This window comes from Streptomyces sp. NPDC056061 (assembly GCF_042266885.1).
Taxonomy (GTDB): domain Bacteria; phylum Actinomycetota; class Actinomycetes; order Streptomycetales; family Streptomycetaceae; genus Streptomyces.
This window is the reverse complement of record NZ_JBHJWQ010000053.1, coordinates 1-22,697: the sequence shown is the minus strand read 5'-3', so window position 1 is coordinate 22,697 and position 22,697 is coordinate 1. Positions and strand designations below refer to the sequence as shown.

Annotated in this window: 28 protein-coding genes, 1 other RNA gene and 1 pseudogene; 13 read left to right on the top strand and 17 right to left on the bottom strand. The window is 67.1% G+C overall.

Annotated elements, in window-relative coordinates; genetic code table 11:
* Positions 1-38 precede the first annotated feature (38 nt).
* The 3 genes from yaaA to ACFC79_RS36760 all read right to left on the bottom strand — a co-directional run bounded on the left by yaaA (position 39) and on the right by ACFC79_RS36760 (position 2,654).
* Complete coding sequence (yaaA, locus tag ACFC79_RS36770; protein ID WP_376249418.1) at positions 39-839, bottom strand: peroxide stress protein YaaA; 801 nt, start codon at positions 837-839, stop codon at positions 39-41.
* 139 nt (positions 840-978) lie between these two features.
* On the bottom strand, positions 979-1,896 hold the full coding sequence (locus ACFC79_RS36765; RefSeq protein ID WP_376249416.1) for a hypothetical protein: 918 nt from the start codon (positions 1,894-1,896) through the stop codon (positions 979-981).
* The gene (locus tag ACFC79_RS36760) at positions 1,893-2,654 is read right to left on the bottom strand and encodes a MerR family transcriptional regulator (protein ID WP_376249415.1); all 762 of its coding nucleotides are present in this window, start codon (positions 2,652-2,654) and stop codon (positions 1,893-1,895) included. Before ACFC79_RS36760 ends, ACFC79_RS36765 begins: the two co-directional genes overlap by 4 nt.
* A gap of 205 nt (positions 2,655-2,859) precedes the next feature.
* Here ACFC79_RS36760 and ACFC79_RS36755 point away from each other — a divergent pair, with 205 nt between their 5' ends.
* From ACFC79_RS36755 to ACFC79_RS36715, 9 genes are all read left to right on the top strand, one after another.
* Positions 2,860-3,429, top strand: coding sequence for a Uma2 family endonuclease (locus ACFC79_RS36755; protein WP_376249434.1), 570 nt, complete (start codon positions 2,860-2,862; stop codon positions 3,427-3,429).
* An 89-nt stretch (positions 3,430-3,518) separates the two neighbouring features.
* An RNA gene (gene rnpB, locus ACFC79_RS36750) (RNase P RNA component class A) lies at positions 3,519-3,920 on the top strand.
* A 509-nt stretch (positions 3,921-4,429) separates the two neighbouring features.
* Positions 4,430-4,870 (top strand): hypothetical protein, encoded by a 441-nt coding sequence (locus tag ACFC79_RS36745; RefSeq protein ID WP_376249414.1) that lies wholly within the window; start codon positions 4,430-4,432, stop codon positions 4,868-4,870.
* Between the two features lie 51 nt (positions 4,871-4,921).
* On the top strand, positions 4,922-5,317 hold the full coding sequence (locus ACFC79_RS36740) for a hypothetical protein (RefSeq protein WP_376249413.1): 396 nt from the start codon (positions 4,922-4,924) through the stop codon (positions 5,315-5,317).
* Positions 5,318-5,401: 84 nt separating this feature from the next.
* Complete coding sequence (locus ACFC79_RS36735) at positions 5,402-6,361, top strand: hypothetical protein (protein ID WP_376249411.1); 960 nt, start codon at positions 5,402-5,404, stop codon at positions 6,359-6,361.
* A 2-nt stretch (positions 6,362-6,363) separates the two neighbouring features.
* Entirely contained in the window at positions 6,364-6,867 is a 504-nt protein-coding gene (locus ACFC79_RS36730; protein ID WP_376249432.1) for a hypothetical protein, read from the top strand.
* Positions 6,868-7,090: 223 nt separating this feature from the next.
* Entirely contained in the window at positions 7,091-7,642 is a 552-nt protein-coding gene (locus tag ACFC79_RS36725) for a sensor histidine kinase (RefSeq protein WP_376249410.1), read from the top strand.
* Positions 7,635-8,354, top strand: coding sequence for a hypothetical protein (locus tag ACFC79_RS36720; protein ID WP_376249408.1), 720 nt, complete (start codon positions 7,635-7,637; stop codon positions 8,352-8,354). Before ACFC79_RS36725 ends, ACFC79_RS36720 begins: the two co-directional genes overlap by 8 nt.
* A gap of 99 nt (positions 8,355-8,453) precedes the next feature.
* A complete protein-coding gene (locus tag ACFC79_RS36715) occupies positions 8,454-8,852 on the top strand; it encodes a hypothetical protein (protein ID WP_376249407.1) in 399 nt (132 codons plus the stop codon).
* Between the two features lie 431 nt (positions 8,853-9,283).
* Here the strand turns inward: ACFC79_RS36715 and ACFC79_RS36710 are convergent, their stop codons facing one another.
* Together ACFC79_RS36710 and ACFC79_RS36705 are read right to left on the bottom strand one after the other, a co-directional pair.
* Positions 9,284-10,903 carry a tyrosine-type recombinase/integrase gene (locus ACFC79_RS36710; RefSeq protein WP_376249405.1) on the bottom strand — a complete coding sequence of 540 codons (1,620 nt, stop codon included), beginning with the start codon at positions 10,901-10,903 and terminating at the stop codon, positions 9,284-9,286.
* Positions 10,904-11,635 (bottom strand): hypothetical protein, encoded by a 732-nt coding sequence (locus ACFC79_RS36705; protein ID WP_376249403.1) that lies wholly within the window; start codon positions 11,633-11,635, stop codon positions 10,904-10,906.
* 121 nt (positions 11,636-11,756) lie between these two features.
* Between ACFC79_RS36705 and ACFC79_RS36700 the strand changes: the two genes are divergently transcribed.
* Complete coding sequence (locus tag ACFC79_RS36700; protein ID WP_362886886.1) at positions 11,757-11,996, top strand: integrase; 240 nt, start codon at positions 11,757-11,759, stop codon at positions 11,994-11,996.
* Positions 11,997-12,062: 66 nt separating this feature from the next.
* On the opposite strand, the gene tgmC is transcribed toward ACFC79_RS36700, so the two are convergent.
* The 6 genes from tgmC to ACFC79_RS36670 form a co-directional block, all read right to left on the bottom strand.
* Entirely contained in the window at positions 12,063-13,223 is a 1,161-nt protein-coding gene (tgmC, locus tag ACFC79_RS36695; protein WP_376249401.1) for an ATP-grasp peptide maturase system methyltransferase, read from the bottom strand.
* A complete protein-coding gene (tgmB, locus tag ACFC79_RS36690) occupies positions 13,213-14,184 on the bottom strand; it encodes an ATP-grasp ribosomal peptide maturase (protein ID WP_376249399.1) in 972 nt (323 codons plus the stop codon). Before tgmB ends, tgmC begins: the two co-directional genes overlap by 11 nt.
* Before the next feature lies 1 nt (position 14,185).
* Positions 14,186-14,449 carry a putative ATP-grasp-modified RiPP gene (tgmA, locus tag ACFC79_RS36685; protein WP_376249397.1) on the bottom strand — a complete coding sequence of 88 codons (264 nt, stop codon included), beginning with the start codon at positions 14,447-14,449 and terminating at the stop codon, positions 14,186-14,188.
* 248 nt (positions 14,450-14,697) lie between these two features.
* Positions 14,698-15,102, bottom strand: a complete 405-nt coding sequence (locus ACFC79_RS36680; protein ID WP_376249395.1) for a hypothetical protein — start codon at positions 15,100-15,102, stop codon at positions 14,698-14,700.
* A gap of 359 nt (positions 15,103-15,461) precedes the next feature.
* A complete protein-coding gene (locus tag ACFC79_RS36675) occupies positions 15,462-15,962 on the bottom strand; it encodes a hypothetical protein (protein WP_376249394.1) in 501 nt (166 codons plus the stop codon).
* A complete protein-coding gene (locus tag ACFC79_RS36670; protein WP_376249392.1) occupies positions 15,956-16,369 on the bottom strand; it encodes an ATP-binding protein in 414 nt (137 codons plus the stop codon). The genes ACFC79_RS36675 and ACFC79_RS36670 overlap by 7 nt, the downstream gene beginning before the upstream one ends.
* A gap of 136 nt (positions 16,370-16,505) precedes the next feature.
* Here ACFC79_RS36670 and ACFC79_RS36665 point away from each other — a divergent pair, with 136 nt between their 5' ends.
* Positions 16,506-17,858 carry a transcriptional regulator gene (locus tag ACFC79_RS36665; RefSeq protein WP_376249390.1) on the top strand — a complete coding sequence of 451 codons (1,353 nt, stop codon included), beginning with the start codon at positions 16,506-16,508 and terminating at the stop codon, positions 17,856-17,858.
* A gap of 116 nt (positions 17,859-17,974) precedes the next feature.
* On the opposite strand, the gene ACFC79_RS36660 is transcribed toward ACFC79_RS36665, so the two are convergent.
* Both ACFC79_RS36660 and ACFC79_RS36655 read right to left on the bottom strand, forming a co-directional pair.
* Complete coding sequence (locus ACFC79_RS36660) at positions 17,975-18,997, bottom strand: Cfr10I/Bse634I family restriction endonuclease (RefSeq protein WP_376249388.1); 1,023 nt, start codon at positions 18,995-18,997, stop codon at positions 17,975-17,977.
* The gene (locus tag ACFC79_RS36655; RefSeq protein WP_376249386.1) at positions 18,978-19,220 is read right to left on the bottom strand and encodes a helix-turn-helix domain-containing protein; all 243 of its coding nucleotides are present in this window, start codon (positions 19,218-19,220) and stop codon (positions 18,978-18,980) included. Before ACFC79_RS36655 ends, ACFC79_RS36660 begins: the two co-directional genes overlap by 20 nt.
* A 131-nt stretch (positions 19,221-19,351) precedes the next feature.
* Between ACFC79_RS36655 and ACFC79_RS36650 the strand changes: the two genes are divergently transcribed.
* The gene (locus tag ACFC79_RS36650; RefSeq protein ID WP_376249384.1) at positions 19,352-20,593 is read left to right on the top strand and encodes a DNA cytosine methyltransferase; all 1,242 of its coding nucleotides are present in this window, start codon (positions 19,352-19,354) and stop codon (positions 20,591-20,593) included.
* A 27-nt stretch (positions 20,594-20,620) separates the two neighbouring features.
* Here ACFC79_RS36650 and ACFC79_RS36645 read toward each other — a convergent pair whose 3' ends face one another.
* The 4 genes and pseudogenes from ACFC79_RS36645 to ACFC79_RS36630 form a co-directional block, all read right to left on the bottom strand.
* A complete protein-coding gene (locus ACFC79_RS36645; protein ID WP_376249382.1) occupies positions 20,621-20,872 on the bottom strand; it encodes a hypothetical protein in 252 nt (83 codons plus the stop codon).
* The gene (locus tag ACFC79_RS36640) at positions 20,869-21,132 is read right to left on the bottom strand and encodes a hypothetical protein (RefSeq protein ID WP_376249430.1); all 264 of its coding nucleotides are present in this window, start codon (positions 21,130-21,132) and stop codon (positions 20,869-20,871) included. Before ACFC79_RS36640 ends, ACFC79_RS36645 begins: the two co-directional genes overlap by 4 nt.
* A gap of 63 nt (positions 21,133-21,195) precedes the next feature.
* Positions 21,196-21,720, bottom strand: a pseudogene (locus tag ACFC79_RS36635) (IS982 family transposase); the annotation flags it as partial.
* Between the two features lie 63 nt (positions 21,721-21,783).
* Complete coding sequence (locus ACFC79_RS36630) at positions 21,784-22,257, bottom strand: DUF3995 domain-containing protein (RefSeq protein ID WP_376249380.1); 474 nt, start codon at positions 22,255-22,257, stop codon at positions 21,784-21,786.
* A gap of 196 nt (positions 22,258-22,453) precedes the next feature.
* Here ACFC79_RS36630 and ACFC79_RS36625 point away from each other — a divergent pair, with 196 nt between their 5' ends.
* Positions 22,454-22,633: a helix-turn-helix transcriptional regulator gene (locus ACFC79_RS36625; RefSeq protein ID WP_376249379.1), complete on the top strand. Its 180-nt coding sequence runs from the start codon at positions 22,454-22,456 to the stop codon at positions 22,631-22,633.
* Positions 22,634-22,697: the final 64 nt, after the last annotated feature.

Genomic DNA, 22,697 nt, shown 5'->3' with positions numbered 1-22,697 from the left:
GGGTGCACCGCGCTGTGGGTGGGATGGCCTCCGGTCGTTCAGTGGATCTCGGTCACCACGACGTCGAGCGACCACGGGCGGCCCGCCCGTCCCGGAGCCTCGGCCTCCACCAGGTACCCGAGATCCCGCAGCGCCTCCACCAGCTCCGCGGGGCCCTCGGGCCGAGCGCCCGCCATCAGCAGGTCGCGCACCAGCCGCCCCTTCGTCGCCTTGTTGAAGTGACTGACCACGGACCGCTTCTCGACCCCGTCCACCAGCTGGGAATGCAGCACCCGCACGTTCGCCGTGCGCTCCGCCACCTCGCCCTTCGGCTTCCAGGCCGCGGTGTACGCGGAGGACCGCAGGTCCAGGACGAGTCCGTCACCGGCGGCCTCCGGCATGACCTCCGCCAGCGGGCCGCGCCAGTACGCCCCGAGCGCGCCCAGGCCGGGCAGCTTCACCCCCATCGAGCAGCGGTACGACGGAATCCGGTCGCCCACCCGCACCGCGCCCCACAGCCCGGAGAAGACCAGCAGCGACTTCCCGGCCCGCCGCTTGGCCGCCGTGTCCAACGAGGCGAGATCCAGGGCGTCGTACAGCACCCCGGTGTAGATCTCCCCGGCCGGACGCGTCCCCGCCGTCCGCAGCTCCACGTTCTTCGCGATCTCGCCGCGCAGCCCCTCGCTCAGCCCGAGCACCGTACGGGCCTTCTCCTCGTCGGCCGCGCACAGCTCGACCAGCTCGTCGAGGACCGCCGCCCGTGCCGAGGCCAGCCCGGGGAGCGACAACGCCTCCGGTTTCAGCGGAGCACCCCGCCCCGACGCGGCCTTGCCCTCCGAGGGCGGCAACAGCACCAGCACGGCGGTTCTCCTTCGTACGTTCGCACAGCCAAGCGGACCGACAGGGCCCTCGCACCAGCCTACGGGGCCCGCAGTACGGCCCCGCCGCACCGCCCGGACGGTACGAGGGGCCGTGGGCCCGGGGGATCGGCCGCGGCTGTCAGACCCGTCCGAGCCGGTCCGCGGACGGTGAGGGCTCTTCCCGTCCCCGCGTCAGCGCTTCGACGACGGCACCGGGATCGTCGGCATGGAACCGCACCGTCCGCGCCGAACCGCGCTTCCCCAGCGGCCGCACGAACTCCACCGGACCGGCAAGTTCCACGGTCACCGTCGTCTGTCCGCCCACGATGAGATCGAGTGTCCCCTCGGTGCCGACGTGCACCAGCCCGCCCTCCGGAAACCGTCGGTCGACCCGCGCGGACGCCACGGCCCCGGCCGGAACCCGCAGATCGAACAGGGCACCGTAACGAAGCCGCAGCGCTCCGTCGGAGTCCACCACGTGCGGCCGGGTCACACACGAGGCATGGAGGGCGAGGGCCAGGACCACCCCGTAGACATCGAGCACCAACAACACCGCGTGTACCACCGGCCACGGGATCACCAGGGCCAGCACGACCGTCTCCACGACGGCGACGAAGATCAGCCCGTACATCATCGCCGTCTGCGGACCGGTGTACGCGGCGGCGAGCGCCCCCTTGGGCACGGCATGACGCCGCCGCGACACCCACAGTCCGAGACTGTGCAGCGTGCGCAGCTCGTGCGCGAGGAGGAGGCGCACCCGCTCCGGCACGGCGGTGCGCAGCGCCGCACCCAGCGCCGCCCGCCGCCCGGCCCCCGCCCGCCGGGCCGCCCGACGCAGCCGCTCCACCGCGACGCACTTGAACCCGACGACGGAGGCCACCAGCACCTCGGCCGCCACCAGGACCGCACCCGGTATCCGGACCCCCGACAGCAGGCAGACCAGCAGCGTCACCTCGGCGACCGCCAGGGCCCCGAGTCCCCACCGCGCCACCCGCGCCCCCGGCCCGCTCATCCGGCTCGTCCCTTTCGTTCCGCCCATCCGGCTCATCCCATTCATTTCGCCTCCTCTTCCCTCCCGGTCCCGTTTCCGGCCAGGCGTTCCGTCAATGCCGCCATCACCCGGCGCATCACCTCGGCCTGCGCGGGCGTGCAGTCGTCGAGCAGGGCCTCGCCGAATCCCGTTCGGACGGGGCCGTCGGCGGGAATCGCCGCCAGTGCCTCCTCCGGTACGGCCGCGACCAGATCGGCGGCGAGCGGCACGATCCGCGGGTCGTCCACGGGTGCGTCGGCGAGCTCGTCCATCCGCACGTACAGCGCGTGCACGGCCGGATCCGCGGCCAGCGGACGCAGGGCGTCACGCATCTCGTCGCCACCGGCCACGGTGTCGAGCAGCATCAGATGCTCCCGGTCCCTGGCGGCCGTCGGGGAACCGGTGTCCGGTCCCGTGCCGAGCAGTTCCGCCAGCGCTGCCGACACCGGCTCCCCGTCGTCCACCGAGCTCTCCAGCAACCTGGCCAGTCGGTGCCTGCGCTCCCGGATCGCGTGCTCCTGCCGGGCCAGATCCGCGTCCAACTCGACAAGGACCTCGACGAGTTCGCGCCCCCGGTCGTCCGCGAGCACGTCCCGCACCTCCTCCAGGGCGAGCCCGAGTTCGGTGAGCCGTCGGATCCGGGCCAGCACCACGGCGTCGCGCACGCCGTAGACGCGGTACCCGTTGGCCCGGCGGGCGGGCTCCGGGAGCAGGCCGATGTGGTGGTAGTGCCGCACCGTACGTGTACTGACCCCGACGAGTGCGGCGATCTCTCCTATGCGCATGGGGCCAGTAGAAACGTTGACGCAGCGGCAAGGTCAAGCGTGCCCGCACCTGTCGGCCCGAGCCGTCCCGCCCATGCCGCCCGCCTCTGATGACCGGGCGCCGTCCTGTGCCACGATCGAAGGAAGAGACCTCATCTCACGGGCGGCGGCCCCATCGATGTCCCAGGCCGGCGAGCGACCGAGGAAGGAGCGTGACATGACGGCCATGCCGCACGAACCGCTCACGCAGGCCGATGTCCTGCTGGAGGGCTTCCTGGTGCTGAATACGCCGGAGGGCTTCCGAGCCGAGTTGATCGAGGGGGAGATCGTCGTGACGCCGCCGCCGGACGGGGACCGCGAGGACTGCATCAGCCTGATCCTGAAGCAGGTGATCAGGCGGGCCCGGACCGATATGGATTTCTCCGGGAACAAGGGACTGAAGCTGAGGAGCGGTGGGCGGTGTCCCCGCAACCACGTCATCCCGGACGGCACCTTCGCCCCCGCCGCACTGCGCCTGTACCGGGGAGCGGACCCGTGGATGCCGTGCGAGGGCGTGGCCCTCGTCGTGGAGGTCACGTCCTCCCGCCCCCGGGGCGACCGCACGGACAAGCGGCACTGCTACGCCCGCGGTCCCGTTCCGCTCCACCTCCTGGTCGACCGGGGGCAGTCCTCGGTGACGCTGTTCAGTGACCCGGAGCAAGACGACTACCGGCAGCACTGCACCGTTCCGTTCGGCAAGACACTCACCCTTCCCGCGCCATTCGCCTTCGACCTGGAGACCGAGCCGTTCCTCTGATCCGGCCCGCCCGCCGGCCGCCGTGTTGCCCGCCCGCCGGCCCCGTCCTGCGGTGTCCGCCGGACGGGTAGCATGGTCCGCACGGCAGACGAGCCGGGCGGACGGCCGCGTGGGGATCCCCGGATCTCCCCGAGGAACGTCCGGGCTCCACAGGGCAGGGTGATGGCTAACGGCCACCCGGGGTGACCCGCGGGACAGTGCCACAGAAAACAGACCGCCGAGGACTCCGGTCCTCGGTAAGGGTGAAACGGTGGTGTAAGAGACCACCAGCGCCCGGGGTGACCCGGGCGGCTAGGTAAACCCCACCCGGAGCAAGGTCAAGAGGGGCCGTCGTACGGCGGCCCTGCGCGAATGATCGAGGGCGGCCCGCCCGAGTTCGCGGGTAGACCGCACGAGGCCGGCAGCAATGCCGGTCCTAGATGGATGGCCGTCTCCCCGGCCGCCGCGAGGCGACCGGGTGACAGAACCCGGCGTACAGCCCGACTCGTCTGCCGCCACCTGCGGCTTTGCCTGGGAAAGGGCCTCTGACCTGCGTCGGAGGCCCTTTCCGGTCTTTCGGAGGCTTGCCGCGTTAGGCGGCGGAAAGTCCCTCGGAAGTCCCTCGGACAATACTGAAAGTCCCTGAAAAATCCCTGGCGCGGGGGCGCGGAGGACGCCTCCGACCTGGGTAATCAGGTTCCTCTGGCCTCAGCGCGCGGCCTGCGGGAGCTCGGCGGGAATGTACCGATGATGCGGCGGGTCGCACCGCTCGTCGTCGAGATCACCGAGACCCCCGGAGTCCTCGCGCCGGCCGAGCTCGTCCAGAGCGAACAGAGTGGCCAGATCCGATCTCCACGAACAAGAGCCACTCGGTCCTGACCCCGCGAACCCGCACAGTTCCAGGAGCGTGCACCAGCCGCGGCGCGATTCAGCCGCTCCAACGCCCTCTGACCCGATCTAACTTTCTGTACGCCGTCCCCGTTCCGTAAGTTACTTGAGGGACGATCAACGGGGGAGATACATGGCTTGGGACGAATGGGAGCAGATCAAGGCGAACGCGGCAGCCCAGCAGTCCACGACGATGCGGCTGAACCAGCTCGCGCCGGCGGCGGGAGGCGGCGGTGTCGTCGGACCTGACCACGCATCCAGCCCGGCGGCCAAGAAGGCGGCGGCGAAGGCGATCCGCGATGACCTGGAACCGGGTGTCACGAGGGACGGCAAGCACGCGGCCGAGACCACGAACACCGCGATCAAGGAGTTCGGGGCGAAGGACGGCTACGGCTGGGACACCTCCGGCGCGCTGAAGAGAGCCCACGAGACGTGGGAGAAGCAGGTCAAGATGCTGTTCGGACGACTGTCCTCGGAGAAGCAGGCCCTCAGTGCGACCGGCATCAGCTTCCAGAACAATGATCTCGGCATCGCCGCGCGGCTGTCTCGGCAGTCGCGGATCGATGGCATCTGACCGGCCGGCAGACCGGTCTCAAGGGGAGTCATGCCGACCTACCACGAAGCCATGAGCACCGACCTGTCCACGCTGACCGCCGCCGCGGGCAAGTGGGAGGAGATGGCCTCCAAGTTCAAGACACTCGAGGACCAGTACGAGAAGGATGTGCACGGCATCTCGCTCGGCGAATCCTGGATCGGTCTGAGCGCGAACGCCGCCAACGCCAGATTCACCATCACGCTCAAGGAACTCCAAGGAGCGCAGAAGGAGGCGAAGGCGGTCGCACGCATCCTGCGTGACGCGCACACGCAACTCACCGACCTGCGCAACCGGCTCAAGGCGATCCGTGACGACGCGGTCAAGGCAGGCATGCGCGTCTCCGACCAGGGCGCGGTCGCCTTCGACACGGAGCGGCTCGACGAGGCCGAGCGCACGGCCTACGTCCACGACCCCGACTTTCAGTAGACCGCCCGCACGCGGGCGAACGAGTGGGCCGAGAAGCTCGTCCACGCAGTCAAGGCGGTCTCCGACGCCGACGACGGCATCCGCATGGCCCTCGATGCGGCCGTGCTCGACTCCGACCCCATGGACGGCACCTTCAACGGCTTCAACCGGAACCCCCAGGCAAGCCCCTACCCGTCCCTGGAGGAGGCCGGCAAGGCGGCCCACATGCCCGAGGATCGCAAGGACATCCCCGCCTGGTGGCAGAGTCTCGACCCGGTAACCCGCGCCGTCCTGCTCCAGGAGAAGGGCGGCGAACTGCGCGCGGCCGGAATCATGGATCCGCTGTGCCAGTGGCACTCCCCCGACCCAGGCTCTGGTCAGTTCCACTCGGAAGAGCCCACCCCCCAGGACATGTGGTTCCACGCCCGCGCCCTGGCCATCGCAACGGCCGGTGATTTCGCGGGGGAAACCGCGGCATCCCGCAACATGCTGCACTACCTGGGCGGCACCGGTGAGCCACTCGACCTGGACGTGGATCGCATCCTGCACGACGACCCCGAGTTTCGGACCCAGATCGAAGCGAACCACATCGCCGGCAACCAGGAAGCGTGGCGCAAGCAGGCGCTCGACGCGTTCGCGAAGGCCGGCGGCGACAAGACGGTCGTCATCCCAGTGGAGAGCGACCACGAAGGACAGAGCTTCCAGAGCGACGAGTGGTTCCACGCGGTCGGCGCACACGAACAGAACATCTCCGGCATGGTGACTGTCAGCCCAGGCGCGGACGGCAAGCCCAAGGTCTCCCTCGACTACCAGGTCAACGTCTGGGACCGCTACAACTGGGACCACAACAAGGAGACGAAGTTCCCCGGCGGCATCGTGATCCCGGACGACGAGATGGGGCGGTTGCACAAGGTGGGCATCGCCCAGGAGTTCGACATGCGGGGAAGCAGCTCGACCTTCAACCACGACATGAACAGCGACGCACCGCCTGCGGTGAATCCCGCGGACCCGGGGCGCGACGGCGGCCGCGGGGACGTCTCGCGGGGCGATGAAGAGAACAGGTGAACATGTTGTACAAGACCACCCGGCGCCTGCTGATGGTGTTGGCCGCCTCGCTGCTCCTGAGCTCCTGTTCCGCCGCCGACCGGGACCGTGTCACGCGCGACCCCTACCCGTACTGGGAGCAGGGAGCAGGCGCCCCCGAGGCCGCCGGCTTCATGAAGGTGAACGTGCCGGCAGGCGCGACGGAGGTGAAGGGCGCGGTTCAGGCCAACCCTCAAGAGGACGTCTACCTTCTCTCCTTCGTCACCGACGCGGCGAAGGCCGTGCAGATCGCGGAAGACCTTCGCTCCGAGAAACCGATCCGCACCAAAGCCGTGGACGTTCCGCCGAATCGAGAACTATTCGGGCACTTGGGTCTGCCAGAGCCGCAGACGCTGAAGGGTGCCCGTTGGGCCGGAGTGTGCCCGCCGTGCGTGAAGGATTACCGACGCCGCAGCGTCCAGTGGATCGACGTCTACGTGTACGACATGGCAGGCGGAAAGGCCCGGGTGTACCTCCACGCATTCTGATCGACTCCCAGGCCCAAGGCTCTCGACACGACGGTACGGTTCAGGCATGAGGCTGACGGGTGAGACGCAGCGGCTGACCAGGTTCGAGTGGAGGGCGACGTCCTTCACGGGCGCCTCATCGCCGAGGACGGGGACGACGTCCTGGAGGTGCTGAGCGCGTCTGAACAAGCTGGCAGGCCGCAAGCGCGACGAGGACGAACAGCTCGCCTCCGCTCTCACGAAGATGCACGTCGACCTCACCGCGCAGGAACAGGCTCTGGACCGACTCTTCACCCGCGTCGAGCCGCTGAGCGGCCGGCGGCGAGGCCGCCCCCGCGCCCTGTCCCTCCAAGCGGCGATCGACGAGGCCGTCGCGGTCCACGAGGGCACGCTGGAGAAGAACGGCATCACCGTCACCGTCGGCGGCGAGGACGTGACAGTGACGGCTGACCCCGGTGACATCTCGCAGGTGGTCCACAACCTCGTAGGGAACTCGATCTACTGGCTCTCCACCCTGCCCGAGGGGAAGGAGCGCACCATCCTCATTGAGACGAGGCGGACGCCCCAGGACGAGGTCGACATCGACGTGAGCGACAGCGGCCCCGGAGTACGTGAGGAGATCCAAGAGATGATCTTCGACACGTACTTCAGCGACAAGGAGGACGGCATCGGGCTGGGCCTCAGCATCGCCGGCAGCGTCGTTAAGGACTTCTCCGACGGCGACCTGTCCCTGGTGACGCCAGGGCCCCTCGCCGGAGCCACGTTCAGGGCAAGACTGAGAAGGAGAGTTGGGTGACGGACGGGGCGCGGTGTACCGGGCCTTGATCGTCGAGGACGAGGTGGACATTGCGGAGGAACTGTCCGAGATGCTTGTCGAGGAGCTCTCGGATCTCGGAAGGCTCGACATCCACGTCGAGAACGACTTCGACGAAGCCGAACGCCTTTTGGAATCCCAGGCGTTCGATCTGGTCGTGCTGGACGTCAGGGACGCGACACGTGGTGGCTCTCCCGCGCACCCGAACCTGCAGGGCCGTGAACTGTACGACCGGATCGCCAAGACCCGTTGGGTGCCGGTCGTCTTCTGCACCGGCCTCGCGGAGCAGGTAGGCGACTTGGCGAAGCCACCGCTCATCCAGGTGGTCCCGAAGAACCGGCTGGACGATGCCGTCACCGCAATACGGGACGGCCTTGAGTCCGGTGTCCCGGCCCTCACCCGGCACATCACCGCCCTCGTGGACGAGCACGTGCGCGGATTCCTGCGGGACGAGATCGCCACGAACTGGAACCGGCTCGAGGCTGTCGACCGCAGCCAGATCGCCCCCGCCCTCGTGCACCGCCTGGCAGCCTGGCTGAAGGAGAACGCGGTCGAGGCCCTCGGAGCAGCGCTCGGTTCCTCCGAGGACCGTGTGATGGGACACGCGTCGACCGCCCGGATGTACTTGATGCCGCCGGTCACGAAGCACGTGACCGCCGCAGACGTTCTGCGGGACTCCCAGGACGGCTGGTAGGTCGTCCTCACGCTTGCGTGCGACCTCTACGAGGACTTGCCCTCCGGTGGCAATCGTGCGGCCAAGGCAGAGTAAGTGCGTCTCGCCAAGGCGGTTCCGTTGAGCGAAGCACCCTTGATGGCTCGCTGGGTCAAAGCCGGATCCCCCGGCACGGGGAGGGAGCGAAACGCGGCTCTGGGGATGTTCCGCGGCAACAGCGCCCGTTACCGGATCTTGCCCAAGTACCTCGATATCCCGGACCTTCTGGTCGACTTCGAGATCGTTCAGTCTGTTCCGTTGGCAGAGGTCCGCTCGTGGACCCGCGTCGCCACCCTGGACAGCCCGTTCGCCGAGGCCATGCTGACCTCGCACGGGCATACGGTGGCCAGGATCGGCACCCCGGACGTCGACTTCGAGAACATCAAGCAGTCCCTTGGGCTGGACGGAAAGGGGAAGGCTGCGGACCAGAACTCGGTACCGAACCCTCGTACCACGACGAAGGGCGCCAAGCAGCCCTGATTCCCGGGCTGGTTGATCAGCACGTCAGCCGTCCTCTCCGGACGTGCGTGCTCGGGTTGCGCAGCGCGCTCACGAGGCGGACAACGTCACGAGCGAATGAAGCGATGGCGCCGAGCCCCTGCTCGCATTGTCCGATGGTGACAACCCGGCTGCAGGTGGGGAGTTGGGGCCGCTGTCCGGGACTGGAGCGTCATCGTTGGCGACCAGGGGCGCGCAAAGGGATCGCGGACGCCTTTGGACAGTGCAGCATGGGACGCGAGCAGCGGGACGGCCAAAGGCGCTCTGATCTGGGAAAACGGGATCTGACAAGATCGCGCGGCACGGCCCGGCATGATCCCTAGCGGGCTCGTAATGCGTAGGTCTCGGGTTCGAATCCCGAAGGCGGCTCTAGAGGAACCCTAGGACTCACTCGCCGTGACCTGGGGTTTTTCTTATGCCCCGACGAGACGGGGTCGGAACGCGATGATCTTCGCGCCCTCATGTGTGGCCGCTGTGTGGCCATCCTGCTCGGGAGCCACTTCGACCGCCCGCTGCTGGGGTAGGCGGGCGGCGCCACGCGGAACCATGGCGGCGGTTGCCTCGGCAGCCTCGGCGGCGGCCTTGGGCATGACCGACTGATAGATGTCGCGCGTGATCCGGCTGTCGCTGTGGCCGAGGGTCTCAGACACGATCTTGACGTCGACGCCGGCGGCGAGCATGAGCGAGGCGGCGACGTGCCGCAGATCGTGCAGTCGGATCGGCGGCAGTCCGGACAGCTCGACGAGCCGCTCGAACTGGTCGGTCAGCCAACCGGGGTGAATCCGCTCGCCGTCCTCCTGTGTGAACATCCGGCCGGACTCGATCCACGCGGCCCCCCACTGGCAGCGCTCGGCGGCCTGCTTGGTTCGGTGGGCGTCGAGCACCTCGGCGGTGTACCCGTCGATTGAGAACGCGCGTTCGCCGCTGTCGGTCTTGGGCAGGCTCTCTATGACCTCCCATCCGTCCTGCACAAGCTGTGTGGCGATGGTCATCGAGCGACTCTCTGCCGAGTAGTCAGCCCACCGGACGCCGCACGCCTCACCGCGCCGCAGACCCCGGAAGGTGATCAAGTGGAACAGCGGCAGCAGTCGGTGTTTCGACTCGGCTAGGAAGTCGAGGAACTGCCCGGCGTGTTCGGGTGTCCACACCATGACGGCCGAGGGTCGTTCACCAGTCCGCACCCATGCCTCGACCCGCTCGGGCGTCCACACCATCGCCTTTGGCCGCTTGGCCGGAGTGAGCTCGACGTACGAGGCGGGGTTGAAGATGATCGCTCCCCGCGCAATGGCGGTGTTGAGGGCGGCGCGCAGCGTGTCACGCACGTGCTTCTGTGACGACGGGCCGGTGATGCGTCGGAACGGGGGCATCTCGTCAATGGCGCTCTTGAGGAACTTCCGTCGGCCGCGGTTCTCCAGCCCCTTCCACGGGATCGTTTTCAGCTCGTCGAGGGCCGCGCGGCGCTGCATGTTCGCGTCGTGAATGTCGGCGTTGGTCTCGGCAATGCCGACGAACATCTCGTCGAGGTGCTGCACGGTGAGGCGGTCAAGGCGGATGTGCCCGATCCGCGGTTTCAGGTGGCACCGAATGTCCACTTCGTACCGGGTCTCACCGCTCTTGCGCAGTGCCTTCTTACCGGCGAGCCACGTGTCGAGCCACTCGGCGACGGTCATGTGCTGGGTCAGAGACTGCCCGGTCGCGAAACGGCGTTTCGTCTCGTCGTAGTCGGGGATGTCCTCGCCGCTCGCCGCGACCGTTTCGAGCAGGTCGGCGATCCGGCGACGCCCGTCGGGGTCGGACTTCTTGTCGGCGATGTCGAGCAGCGCCGCCAGGGCGTTGATGTCAGTCTGCGCGTCGCCCTTGGTCTTGTAACCGCTGCGCCGGAATCGGCGGCGGGTGCCGTCCTCGCGGGGCGGCAGCTCCAGTTTCAGGCTGAACAGGCCGTGGGTTCGCTGTGTGAGCTTGGGGCAAGAGCCGTTGAGCTGTCGGCCTGCCGCGTCGCGGCATCCGCAGCGTTTCGTGATCGTTCCACTCATCTAGTCGTCTTCTTCCGGTGTTACCGAGTCGGGGTTGTCGAGCATCGCGAGCCCCTTCATGTCCTCGATCCAGATCGCCGGTAGGCGAGGGACCGTGAGACCTGCTCGGGTCATGTCGTCGATGTGGTAGGCGAGTTGTTCGAGGTGCTCGTAGTAGTCCTGTTGGGTGTCGGTGGCACGCTCCTTGTCTCGCACGGGTTCGTCGTTGGCTCGCTGGGCGCGTCGGTGCGCCTTGTCGACGGCGAATCGGCGGCGCTCGAACTCGGGGTACAGCGACGCGGTGTACGCCGCTTGAGCCCATGCGGCCGACCACTTCGGGCCGCCCTCGGTGATGGACCGGGGGTCGGTGTAATACCGGCCGTCGACCGGGCCCGAGAGCGTCGGCGTCTCCTCGCCCGTCCACCACCGCCACACCGTGTGCGGCGAGCGCGGGTCGGCGGCCGGAACGGTCGGAACGGTCTCCTCGGTCCCGACAGGGAGGGCGAGGAGCAGCGGGGGGACGGCGAGGGCGAGGCCGAGCGCGAGCAGCTCGTCGAACGTCACCTCGCGGCGACGGCGGCCGTCCGGCTTCCGCCTGCCCGACTCGATGCTGACGATCGCGGCGTACGTGAGCCCGATCGCGCCGAGGCGAGCGCATTCGGCGGCGAGTTGCTCCCGGGTGATCCCGAGGCGGTCTCGGTGCCGGCGGACTTGCTCGCCGATGGTGTCGCTTGCCGTGAGGTGATTGTGCATACGGCACAGTCAACTTTGCCGCTTGCGCAATGTCAACGGCTGTCGTTACGTTGTTGATCTCAACCAGGAATGCCGGTTGGCCAGGTCAGAGCCTGTCCGCCGGAACAGCGAGGGGGGAAGGATGAGCATCGACGAGCATGGGATGACGCACGAGGAACTCATGGCGCTACCGGTCGCCGTCACCCTGGATACAGCGAACCGGGCCCTCCTACTGGGCCGCACAACGGGATACACGCTCGCTCGCTGCGGGCGCTATCCGGTGCCCGTTCTGCGGCATGGGCGGCAGTACCGGGTCGCCCGCGCCCACCTGCACCGGCACCTCGGGGTCGCTGCCGAGCCGCCGTCGAGCGACAACGCGTGACAGGCATGACGCCGCCCGCCGAGCGCCTATGCGTCGACGGGCGGTGTCATCCCACGTTCTGACTCGCTAGATGGGCAGGGTCCAGCTCGGACCCTGCGGTTCGCCGAGCCAGACCTTTTGCGTGTCCGGCGTGATCGTCGCTCCGAACCCGGACAGGTGCGGCGAGCCTTGGCTCTCCCACAACGCGATGGAGTCCTCGACCACGTTCCAGAGCTTGATCGGTCCGCGCTGGATGACGGTCCACCCGTCGCCATCGTCCGCCCGGCGCGTCCGTGCCTGCGAGCCGGTGGCGACGTCGAGCAGGATCTGCTCGGCCCCGGCGCCGAGGCGCTCGGCCGAGGGCGCGGCGAGCTGTGCGACGAATCGACCAGTCCAGTCGTCGAGCAGAGCAGGGTCGATCCGGCTCGGGCGTTCATCCCCGGGCAGCAGCTCGAACGGTCCGTGCGGCGGCCGATCGTGGGGACGGGCGATCATGAACGAGGTGTATCCGGGCAGGAAGCGGCCCTCAGCGACGCCGTCCGCCTCGACCGCGAGGCGAGCGAGGCCGTGTGCGACTCCCCACCCCGCGAGGGTGACGAGCAGGGTTCCCCCGACCTCGATCTGCTGTAGCAGGCTGTAGGGGACGTGTCGCATCGAGCAGAACGCGATCACGATGTCGTACGGGGCTCGGTCGGGGTAGCCGCGTAGGCCGTCGGCGGTGATGAGCGTCGGGGCGTAGCCAGCCTCGGCGAGGGCCTTTCGAGCCCGTTCTGCCGCGGCGGCGTCGGTCTCGATCGAGGTCACGTTGTCCTCGCCGGCCACCTCGCAGACGAAGGCGGTCGAGAGGCCCGTTCCGGCGCCGATGATCAGCACGCGTTTTCCCCGGGTGACGCCCGCCTGCTCGATCATCCAGAGAATGACACTGGGCAGGGTCGAGGACGAGGTCGGACTACCTCCAGTGACGGGGCCGGCGGCGTCCTCGGCGAGCACGCCGTCGAGTTGAGTCACCCACGTCTGATCTTGGTAGGTGAGGCGCAGCCATTCGTCGGTGGGGGTGTCGTCGCGGCGGGTGGGGGTCCAGACCGTGACGCCCGGGGGGCTGCTCGGCTTGTAGATCGCGGGGCCGAGGAACACCTCACGAGGGACGGTCTCAGCCGCCCGTCGCACCTCGGCGTCGTGCAGCACGCCGTCGGCGACGAGCTGCTCGACGAGTCGGCGGCGTAGCGCGGCGGCGGTTTCATTGGTCATGCGGGGCGCCCTTCTGGAGGGTGTCGGCGAGTGCGCTCGCGATGGCACGGGTTGTGGGTTCGTCGACGAACGCCCACTGCCCGTTCGGGTTGCATTCGAGGAACCACCATCGACCGTCCGAGTCGAGGGCGAAGTCAAAAGCGCCGAAGCTGAGTCCGAACGCATGAAGGAACGCGCGTACAGCCTCGCGAACGGAACAGGGGACCGGGATCGGGGAGCAGGTGATCAGGCTTTGGTCTTGACGCCAATCGAGGTGGTCGCCTTCGGTGTCGATCCGGGTCGCGAATGCGTCATCCCCGATGGCGGCGAGGCGGATGTCGGCGATCTTCGGCACGCAGGCTTGGAAGAGATGGGGGCACAGGGCGATCGAGTCGTCGAGCTCGTCAGCTTGGACGGTGCGTACCCAAACGGTTCGGTTCCGTCCGTCCTCGCCGGCGAGGTGTACGCGGTGAACGGGCTTGTAGATCACGGTTCCGTGGTCGGCCGCGAACTTCCGGGCGTCCGCAGGCACGTTCGTGATCAGGGTGTCGGGGAGCGTGAAACCGAGGCGTGCGGCGGCGGCGAGCTGTCGTGCCTTGTTCTCCGCATCGCGGTTCCGTGATGGGTGGTTGACGTACAAGGCCCCGGGGAGCGCGGTCAGGGCCCCTGTGTAGCCGCGGCGCGATTGCTCAACCCCGAACCGTTGCTCGGGAGTCTCGGCCGCCTGCGGGTCGCTGAAGGGGCTCGGGCGGCGCCAGTAGACAGAGCGGACGCCGGACAGGTTGAGGTGCCGAGTCGAGGTGTTGAGATCCCCGGTGAAGGCGCCCCGCTCGATCCGAGCACTCATGCTGGCGGTGTTTGGGAAGTCGGCGCCGGGGTCGAGCCGTACGACCGGGACACCCCGGCCGCACAGCTCGTCCAACACCAGATCCGCCGTGATGTCACCGAGCGCGGTGACGACGAGAACCGGTGCATCGGTCATGTCAGTCCGAGTCGCTGTCGTCGGTGAGGTCGGAGTCGGCGGGCGGGGGCGGGTTGGGGCCCCCGCCGTCGGACGACGTCGAGGTCTGGTTGGCCGTGGCCGTTCCGGTGCCGTGCCCACCCATCTCGACACGGTTGCCGTTCGCGTCGAAGTAGCGGGTCGTCTGGGTGTCCGGGTCGATCTCCGTTCGGACGTACGGCACTTCGGTGACGCTGGGGTACAGCGCTAAGCGCTTGATCCCCCACGGTGCTACTGCGGTGGTCATCGAGTCTCCTGATCTCTGGTCAACGGTCACATGCTCTGAGTTGCCATACGGTGAGTTCTCCTCAGCTTGGCGACAAGGCCGCGCCGAGGCGGTGCCCCGCGTCGGGGGGCGACGAGCCGCCCCCCGACGCGGGAGTTCTGGTGCGACCCTGACCCGGATGGTCGCCATGGGCGCCGCTAGCGCGGCGAGGGGTGGAGCGGTGCCCGGACGGCGGGTGAGCGCTTGGCCGACTGCTGTCCGGGCGCGGTTCACTCGGGGAGCTCCGGCCGGTACGGGTAGAGCATCTGTCGGTCGTAACAGGCGTCTTCATCCGCGCAGACGACGGAGGAGAACCAGACACCATCGACGTCATCGAGCTCGCGGGCGATGTCGAGATCGTCCACTCGCGCAGCGACGTTGCAGACGGTGCACTTGGCCAGCGGGGCGCCCGGGGGAGGTTCGACGCCCACGGGCAGCGAGCCCCCGAGGCGCTGCCAATTGATCGGGTCTCCGGTCCGGAGGTAGCAGGCGACGACGTCACGGCAAGAACGCCGTCTCGCGATCCGTTCGCGGCCGTCACCATCGAACCAAACGAACGTTCCGGTCTCGATGTCGTCGTACGGCACGAGCGCCTCGCAGATCCCGCACCGCGCGAGTACGGCGGCGCTATCCACGGTGGACCACCAGGGCGTATGGCTGCACATACGGGCGCAAGAAGTAGGCGTGGCAGTCGATCGGCAGCAGGCGGGCGCGCACGTGGGAGGGGAGCGGCCGGCGGGCGTATGCGGGAGTCGGCGGGAGGGCCGAGGGAAGACGCGTGGGGGGCGCGGGGCGCCTGCGGCACTCGGATAAGCGCTGGCGCGTGGTGCGGAGGGTCCGGCAGATGCCCGGCCCTAACCAGATCCAGAGACAGGCGATAAGGTCGCGCATGTCGTCATCAGCTCCTAGTCAGCTGTTGGCTTCGCTGCCCGACGGCCGTGACCGCGGCCGTCGGGTCTTTGGGTGTGGTGGTGTGAGAGGCGGCCCGTGGCTGTCAGACGGGCGGGCCGCCTGCTCCGGTGAACCTGCGGGCGGGCAGAGCTCGGGTCTTGCCGAGGTACAGCCGTCCGTGCTGTGCCCCTTCCGATACGTACGCTCTGGCAGCGGCGAACGGCGTGCGCGGTAGCAGGGGATCAAGGCCGACCGCGACCGCTACCGTTGCGCCGCCAGTGACGAACCGAGACCACTCGGTGGTGACCGGGACGTGGAGTGAAGTCCGGCAACCATCGAGACTCAGGAGCGCGGACCGTCCGTGAACGGCGAGTCGGGGCCCGATGTCGGGGAGCAGGTTCGAGGGGTGGGCGAGCTCCAGAGCCAAGGCGAGGCCGCGCATGTGTCCCTCAATGGATCCCGGCGACTCACCCTCCCTGCGGGCGGGAGGATGGGCAAAGAGGAGGAAGGCAACGAGCCCGGCCTCGGTGGGGTCGACCCAGAACCAAGCCCCGAGCGATGCCAGCAGGCCGGCGGTCGGCTCGGGCGCGATCTCGATCAGCATGGGGTCACGCCGATCGGTGTCTTGCTCTCGTCCGTCTTGAACTCCGTCCATACGGTCTTGCCGCACGGGGCGTGCGGCGTCACCCCCCATCCGTCCGCCAGTGACGACACGATGAGCAGCCCGCGGCCGTCGGTGTCGTCCTGACTTGGCCGCCCAGGGCGGGGATTCCCCGCCCCTGCGTCGTGCACCTCGACACGCAAGCGCCCGTCGTCGAGAGAGACCTCGACGAGAAAGCCACCGCGCGCGCCGTGCCGTACCGCGTTGGTCGCAAGCTCTGAGAGGCAGAGCACCGCGTCGTCGGAGCGGTCGGTAATCTCCCACTGCTCCAGCACGCCACCTAAGAAGGAGCGGGCCTCGGGTACCGCGCCGTCTACTCGCGGGAACCGCTGCGCCACCGATCTCGGCATGAGTTCAACCCCCTTGCCTGCACCGTTGGTTCGAGCAACTAGGCAACCGCGAGGCAGATAGCGGGGGTACCGTCATGGGGGGTGGCAAAGGGTGGCACTTGAACTACCGCGCCTGTCGAAGGGGTAGGTACCGAGCATGACGTCGCCGAACACTGATCTAGCGGGGTGGCTTGAGCGATCCGGCATGAGCAACAAGGAGTTGGCTCGCCAGATCAAAACCGCAGCTCAGGTATGGGGTCAGCCGCACATCCAGCCCGACGCTACGGCTGTCCGGCGATGGCTGAACGGACTTCAGCCGCGCCCGCCCGTGCCCGAGATCATCGCCGACGTCATCTCGGCGAAGGTTGGGTTCCGGGTCACTACGTACGATTTGGGCTTTCCCGAAGGCGGAACGGCCGACCGCTCGCTCGCCTACAACTCTTCTTTCGCCGTTACGGTTGAAGCCGTTGCCGATTTGGGGAGGGCCGACGTGGACCGTCGAAAGTTCCTGGCAGCGGCGCCCTTTGCCGCCGTCGCCGCTGTGGGGCCGTCGCGAGACTGGCTACTCAACACGCTTGACCAGCAGCCCGAGCCGGGCCGGCGCGTCCGCCTTGAAGACGTGTCCGCCGTCAAGAACATGTTCGGCGAGTTCCAGAAGATGGACGTACTGCAAGGCGGCGGCTCGGGACGTCTCATCCTGGCTCAGTACATGAACCAGCATGTCTACCCACTGTTGCGTGAGACCCACTCTGAGGACGTTCGGCGGGCCTTGTGCGAGGCGGCGGCTGAGCAGACATATCTGCTCGGCTGGATGAGCTACGACAACGGAGAGCACGGGACCGCGCAGCGCTACTTGATCCAGTCGCTTCGGCTTGCGGAAGAATCCGGTAACGCAGCCCTCGGTGCACACGTCCTCGCCGGCATGGCCGATCAGACCACTCTGCTCGGCAACCCCACGGAGGGCCGGCGGCTCGCGCAGGCAGGTCGAGCCGGACTCGGCAAGGACACATCGCCCGCGTGCATGGCTGATCTGTGGGCACTTGAGGCTCGGGCCCTCGCCAAGCTTGGCGAAAATTCCGCCGCAACCCGAGCGGTGGCTGAATCCGAAGCGGCGTACAGCCGGGTACAGCTCAAGAACGAACCGGAGTGGGCGGCGTTCATCGACCCTGCGTACCTGCATGGCGAGCACGCGAACACCTTCCGCGACCTCAACGACGCAGCCGCAGCCGAGGAGCACGCACAACAGTCCATTGACCATGCCCGCAAGCAGCAGCGGGCCCGCCGCGGCGCGATGTCGCAGGCTGCCCTCGCTGTCTCGCATCTCCAGCGGAATGACCTCGAAGCGGCGCACTCAGCGGGACTGCGAACGCTGTCCCTGACGCGCCAGGTCAAGAGCTCGCGGGCGGTCGAGGCTGTGCAGGACTTGCAGCGCCGGATGCAGCCGTTTGGCACGCACCGCCTTGTCGCCGACTTCAACGAGCGCGCCCGGGAACTGGTCGCCGCAGCGTAGGGCCGGGTTGCAACAACAAAGAGCGCCCCCGCCCCGGCACTAGGCCGGGGCGGGGGCGCTCTGCGTTCAGCTGTCAGCGTGCCTGGGTAGCGACGTCGGCATCAAGAGCCGCACTCTTATGCGGCGTCGACCAAAGACATTCGTTCATTGAGGAAGCCGAAAACCCGCTTCACTATGTCCGAGGCCGTGGACGGAACATAAAGCTCTCGAACTGCCCTGTGGACATCCTCGCGGTCCTCCGCAACTGCGTAGAGCGACGCCGCGGTATATGTGTTGACTGCGTCGGTGCCCTCAGGTGCGAGCGTGTGCACCTCGAAATCCACGCGTGGCGCCCCCAGTCTCCCTTCGAGGAGAAGCTGCATCACATTGGCTTCGTAGAGCGGCTGGTACAGCCTGTCGCTGCGGAGACTCTTCTTGAAAGCCACCGCAAGAATGATCTCGCCAGGTTCAACACGCCCCTGAATGAGCTTGTGTGCTTCCCTCAGCTCGGCCTGGGCAGGGTGGCCCAAGTTGGGCAGCTCCGTGGACCACAGATCAAGTTCCCGAAGCTCTTCCGGCACCACGACCATCGCGAGGTCGGGAGTCGAGGTCGGGAGCCCAAGTTTCTTGTCTCCGAGTCCCTGCCGAATTGCCGCAATTTTATCCCGCGCCTCAGGCACGAGAAGCTGAACCCAGTCGTAATCCCGCGGTAGGTTCAGCACGGCGACCTGACGTGACGGTGACGGCTGGACTTTAGGCCTAGCGTACTTTGGGCTGGCCGCCCACTGGCCGGTCGTCATGTACTTATTCCATCGGGCGGCGGCATTCCACATGACGGAAGATGAGACGATCTCGAATATGTCCCCCGCCACCTTGGCTTCGGCAGAGGATGAGACCGAGAAATCGACGTCATGTAGCAGCTCGCCCTCCCTCTTAGCGTTTTCTAGAGGTCGGGCGATGATCTCGTCGTACGGCATCCCATTGATGCCGGCTGCGGCGAATCCCGGGATGAAAGAGGGGAACGTGTATGCCAGCATGTTCTGCTGAGCCAGACGAAACTTGGTCTTCCGGTTTTTGATGGGGGCGTCACGCAGATCCGTGATACAGCGATCCTCGTCCTTCAGGGCCTTAGTTTTAACCTCACTGAAGGCGAACGGCATCTGCACTCTCCTCGGCCTGCTTAACCAACACGTACAGGGGTGTGCCGAGGGCATCAGCGAGCCGCGCTTGCGTCTGAAGGGATGGGTTTCGGCGCCCGCGCTCCAAGCCGCTCACGTAGGTGCGGTCAAGTCCCGACTCGACCGACAACCGCTCCTGCGACCAGCCGAGCTTGACCCTCGCTTCTCGTACAGCGAGGCCGAAGGATGATCGCAGGTCGAGCACCCAACGAACCGTAGACGGATGCCGCATCCGGAACCACGGAATATAAGTCACATCCGCCGGTGTCCGGCTAGGATGTGGGCTTCGTCCGGCCCGAACGGCTGCGGTCTGGGCAGTAACGAAGGGTGGAAGGCATGTCGATGTACCGAGCCGTCTCGCTGTTCTCAGGTTGCGGAGGCTTCTGCGAGGGGGTGCGTCTGGCAGGCTTCTCAGTCGAGGCCGCAGTCGAATTGGACCGGTTCGCGGCGGTCACTTACCGGCATAACTTCCCGGACGTTCCCCTTTTCGAGGGGGATGTGCACGACTTCCTTAATGCCTCTTCGGAGGCTTGGCGAGGGGAGCGTGAACGGTTCGGCGAAGTTAAGCGGGGCAACATCGATATGCTCTTCGGGGGCCCACCGTGTCAGGGGTACAGCCAAATTGGCACTCGCATTCTCGACGACCCTCGCAATGAGCTGTATGCGCAGTACGTTCGCGTGCTGAAGGAACTGCGCCCCAAAGTCTTCCTTATGGAAAACGTCCCGAATATGCTCCTACTTGCAAAGGGTAGGTTCAAGAAGGAAGTCCTCGCTGCTTTCGCTGAGGCCGGGTATTCTAACTGCGGTGTGACCGTTGTCGCCGCAAGCGACTTCGGAGTCCCGCAATTGCGGCGTCGAGCGATCTTCTTCGGGGTTCGTGACGGTCTGGATCTCGGAATGGATGCTCAAGCATTCCTGGAGGCGGCACTCGCAGGCGAGAAGCTTACGGAATGCACAGTTAATGACGCCATCCGTGATATCCCGGAAACCACGGCTGTGCACTACGAACCAGTGAGCTACCCCAGATCGCGCGTTGCGAGTTCAGTCTTGGACGAGTTGAGGATCGATCGTGACGGTCGCTGGTACAGTAAAGATTACAAGCTCAAAATGGCCGGCGGGGCAAAGGCTCTCTATAACCATCACACGAAGGAAATTCAGGAGCGTCGCAGTAAGCTAATTGCCCTCTTGGCGCCCGGGGCAAAGGCTGACTCCTTGCCCAAGGAGATTTGGAATGGTGCGCGCCCTGAGAAGTGGCGGCGCCTGCATCCTGATAAGCCCGCCTACACCATTCTCGCGCAGATGCACCGTGACATGTCCGAATGGGTACATCCGAAGTTCCAGCGATGGATCACGGTTCGCGAAGCGGCACGTCTGCAGTCTTTCCATGATGGATTCGTGTTCCAATCCAGTGAGTGGCAGATGCTCAAGCAGATCGGTAATGCCGTGCCGCCGCTGCTTGCGCGTGCGCTTGCCGCATCAGCACAAAAGGCGCTGCAACAGTTGGAGTCCCCCGGTGGCGAGATTCTGAACTTCCAGGTTCCTGTACAGCAGACGCTAATGCTCACCCCAGCGGGGTAGAGCCTGGTCCCTCCGTGGTTGAACCTCCTACCGGTACTGAGCGATAACGGAGACGACGACAGCAGCGAGAGCAGTTAGGGCGGCGACGCTCGACAACGGCCAGCGGGCGCGTTCGAGGTTGTCGAGCCGGGCTTCGTGGTCGGCGAGCTGCCGGTCGACCTGGTCGCTGCGCTGCACGAGCAGGGCGAGCGAGCCGTCGAGGCGGGCGAACCCTGCCTCGACGACGCCACGTAGCCTTTCGAGTTCGAGGGCGACGTCGCCCGGGGTCGGGTCGGTCACGGGCGACCGTCCTGGTCACGGTCGAGAGCGAGCAGCTCGTCGTCGCGACTCGGGGTGGTGCGCAGCCACGACGGAAGCAGAGTCTGCACGCCGGGCAGCGCCATCACTCGGGCGGTGCCGCCGGCGACGGCGAGGGCCGCGGCGACCCACGGAAGGGTGGCCGGGACGCCGGACGCGTCGACGATGGCGGGGAGCAGGACGGCCAGGGCGAGCGCGGTCTGCACGACGGTGCGCAGGGTCCGGCGAGAAGCGTCGGTCATGAGGGTTTCCTCTCTTGAAACGGGGCGCCCCGCCCGCGAGCGCGGGCGGGGCGGTGGTGTGGCCTGCAAGACCTCGCGCTCGTCCATCTTCGGGTTGGCGAGCGCCCACAGGATCGGCATGCCGGTGGGGGTGCAGACCAGGTACAGGCGCAGGCCCCAGAAGAACCGCGAGTGGGAGGCGCAGTACCCGTATCCGGCCCAGCCCGCCATCTCCGAGCGTTTCACCGTCGGACGCGACATCCCGCACGGCACCGGCGTCGAGTCGACGATCCAGTGGTTGTCGAACCAGAAGTCCGTATCCACCGCCAGCATCCGTATTGCCTTCTTGACCAGCGGCAATGCTGTCTTGAGGCGCTTGTTGTACCCGGACTGCTGTGGCAGGTACGGGAACATCGGCACAAGGTGCTGCCTCGCGTACCGCAGCCAGCGCGCCTCGGAGTGGAACCCCAGCAGAGCCTGCGCGACCGCGAGCGTGACCACCTCGGCATCAGCGAGCTTCGGCGGCCTGCCCATCCATCGGTTGGTCTCCAGTTCGTCGTCGATTTTCACGTACAGCGCGGTCAGCAGGGTGTCCAGTTCGTCGTTCACGCCACGATCTTGGACACCCCGTTCGTAATCCCAACGCACCCTCAGGCGACGCCGCTACTCAAGCTATCCGTGCGTCCGGGACCTCCGTGCGGCCAAACCAAAGACGAGACCACCGACCAGGAACCAGGGATTCCACAGCAGCAACGTCCACAGTCGCTGTTCCGGGCTTACGTTTATTTCCGAGTCCGCGACGTCGGTCAGCAGCAGCACCTCGACGGCGAGGCCACGTATTAGCAGCACAGCGCAGGCACACCACCCCAGAGCCTTGACCACCCGTCCTGCCAGACCACGAGGCCGCGGCCTGGCAAGAAGCCATCCCAGCACACCGCCGACAAGGCACAGCAATCCCACGCCCCACAAGCCCACCACCACGAACCACCCGGGGCGTTCCTCGGCCAAGGGTCCCGCCGAGACGCTGAGGCCCCAACTTCCGCCCAGCGCCCAGTAAAAATGGAGCACGGCGAAAGCGACCGCCCAGGCACACGCTATGCGTCCCCACAGCCCCAGCGTTGTCTTGTCATGCGGATCTTCATACATAGCGAGGAGCATGCCACTGCTGCGGCACGCCGCCACCAGCGTCGCGAAAGGCCAGCACGCCCGCCTTCCAGTTGGCCACAACGTGCGACCGAACACATCGGACTTGATCGTCTAGTAGACGTGCGCGGCATCTCGGCGCGCAGAAGACGGGACGGAACGTCCGCTGCTTCGGCGGCGCTTACCTCGGAGACACGCGATGCGAAACCAGTCCAAGCCTGCCATTGAGGCTGCCTTCCTGAACGTGCAGAACGCCGCGGAGTACATGGGCATCTCGGTGAACACCCTTTACGTCTGGCGCCATCGTCGGCAAGGGCCGCCTAGCTTCCGGATGGGTCCCGGCGGAAGTGAGGTTCCCCCGCTGTGTGGGAGTGGATGACTAGCTGGTCATGGCGGGTTGACGTGGTTTCAGGTTCACTGGTTCGGTCGCTGCCTGGTCGGCG

Excerpts from the sequence above, each read along its gene's own strand:
- ACFC79_RS36765 (WP_376249416.1), bottom strand. The coding sequence starts at position 1,896 with ATGAATGGGATGAGCCGGATGGGCGGAACGAAAGGGACGAGCCGGATG.
- ACFC79_RS36760 (WP_376249415.1), bottom strand. The coding sequence starts at position 2,654 with ATGCGCATAGGAGAGATCGCCGCACTCGTCGGGGTCAGTACACGTACG.
- ACFC79_RS36755 (WP_376249434.1), top strand. The coding sequence starts at position 2,860 with ATGCCGCACGAACCGCTCACGCAGGCCGATGTCCTGCTGGAGGGCTTC.
- ACFC79_RS36745 (WP_376249414.1), top strand. The coding sequence starts at position 4,430 with ATGGCTTGGGACGAATGGGAGCAGATCAAGGCGAACGCGGCAGCCCAG.
- ACFC79_RS36740 (WP_376249413.1), top strand. The coding sequence starts at position 4,922 with ATGAGCACCGACCTGTCCACGCTGACCGCCGCCGCGGGCAAGTGGGAG.
- ACFC79_RS36735 (WP_376249411.1), top strand. The coding sequence starts at position 5,402 with ATGGCCCTCGATGCGGCCGTGCTCGACTCCGACCCCATGGACGGCACC.
- ACFC79_RS36730 (WP_376249432.1), top strand. The coding sequence starts at position 6,364 with ATGTTGTACAAGACCACCCGGCGCCTGCTGATGGTGTTGGCCGCCTCG.
- ACFC79_RS36725 (WP_376249410.1), top strand. The coding sequence starts at position 7,091 with ATGCACGTCGACCTCACCGCGCAGGAACAGGCTCTGGACCGACTCTTC.
- ACFC79_RS36710 (WP_376249405.1), bottom strand. The coding sequence starts at position 10,903 with ATGAGTGGAACGATCACGAAACGCTGCGGATGCCGCGACGCGGCAGGC.
- ACFC79_RS36705 (WP_376249403.1), bottom strand. The coding sequence starts at position 11,635 with ATGCACAATCACCTCACGGCAAGCGACACCATCGGCGAGCAAGTCCGC.
- ACFC79_RS36700 (WP_362886886.1), top strand. The coding sequence starts at position 11,757 with ATGAGCATCGACGAGCATGGGATGACGCACGAGGAACTCATGGCGCTA.
- tgmC (WP_376249401.1), bottom strand. The coding sequence starts at position 13,223 with ATGACCAATGAAACCGCCGCCGCGCTACGCCGCCGACTCGTCGAGCAG.
- tgmB (WP_376249399.1), bottom strand. The coding sequence starts at position 14,184 with ATGACCGATGCACCGGTTCTCGTCGTCACCGCGCTCGGTGACATCACG.
- tgmA (WP_376249397.1), bottom strand. The coding sequence starts at position 14,449 with ATGACCACCGCAGTAGCACCGTGGGGGATCAAGCGCTTAGCGCTGTAC.
- ACFC79_RS36675 (WP_376249394.1), bottom strand. The coding sequence starts at position 15,962 with ATGCTGATCGAGATCGCGCCCGAGCCGACCGCCGGCCTGCTGGCATCG.
- ACFC79_RS36670 (WP_376249392.1), bottom strand. The coding sequence starts at position 16,369 with ATGCCGAGATCGGTGGCGCAGCGGTTCCCGCGAGTAGACGGCGCGGTA.
- ACFC79_RS36665 (WP_376249390.1), top strand. The coding sequence starts at position 16,506 with ATGACGTCGCCGAACACTGATCTAGCGGGGTGGCTTGAGCGATCCGGC.
- ACFC79_RS36660 (WP_376249388.1), bottom strand. The coding sequence starts at position 18,997 with ATGCCGTTCGCCTTCAGTGAGGTTAAAACTAAGGCCCTGAAGGACGAG.
- ACFC79_RS36650 (WP_376249384.1), top strand. The coding sequence starts at position 19,352 with ATGTCGATGTACCGAGCCGTCTCGCTGTTCTCAGGTTGCGGAGGCTTC.
- ACFC79_RS36640 (WP_376249430.1), bottom strand. The coding sequence starts at position 21,132 with ATGACCGACGCTTCTCGCCGGACCCTGCGCACCGTCGTGCAGACCGCG.
- ACFC79_RS36630 (WP_376249380.1), bottom strand. The coding sequence starts at position 22,257 with ATGTATGAAGATCCGCATGACAAGACAACGCTGGGGCTGTGGGGACGC.
- ACFC79_RS36625 (WP_376249379.1), top strand. The coding sequence starts at position 22,454 with ATGCGAAACCAGTCCAAGCCTGCCATTGAGGCTGCCTTCCTGAACGTG.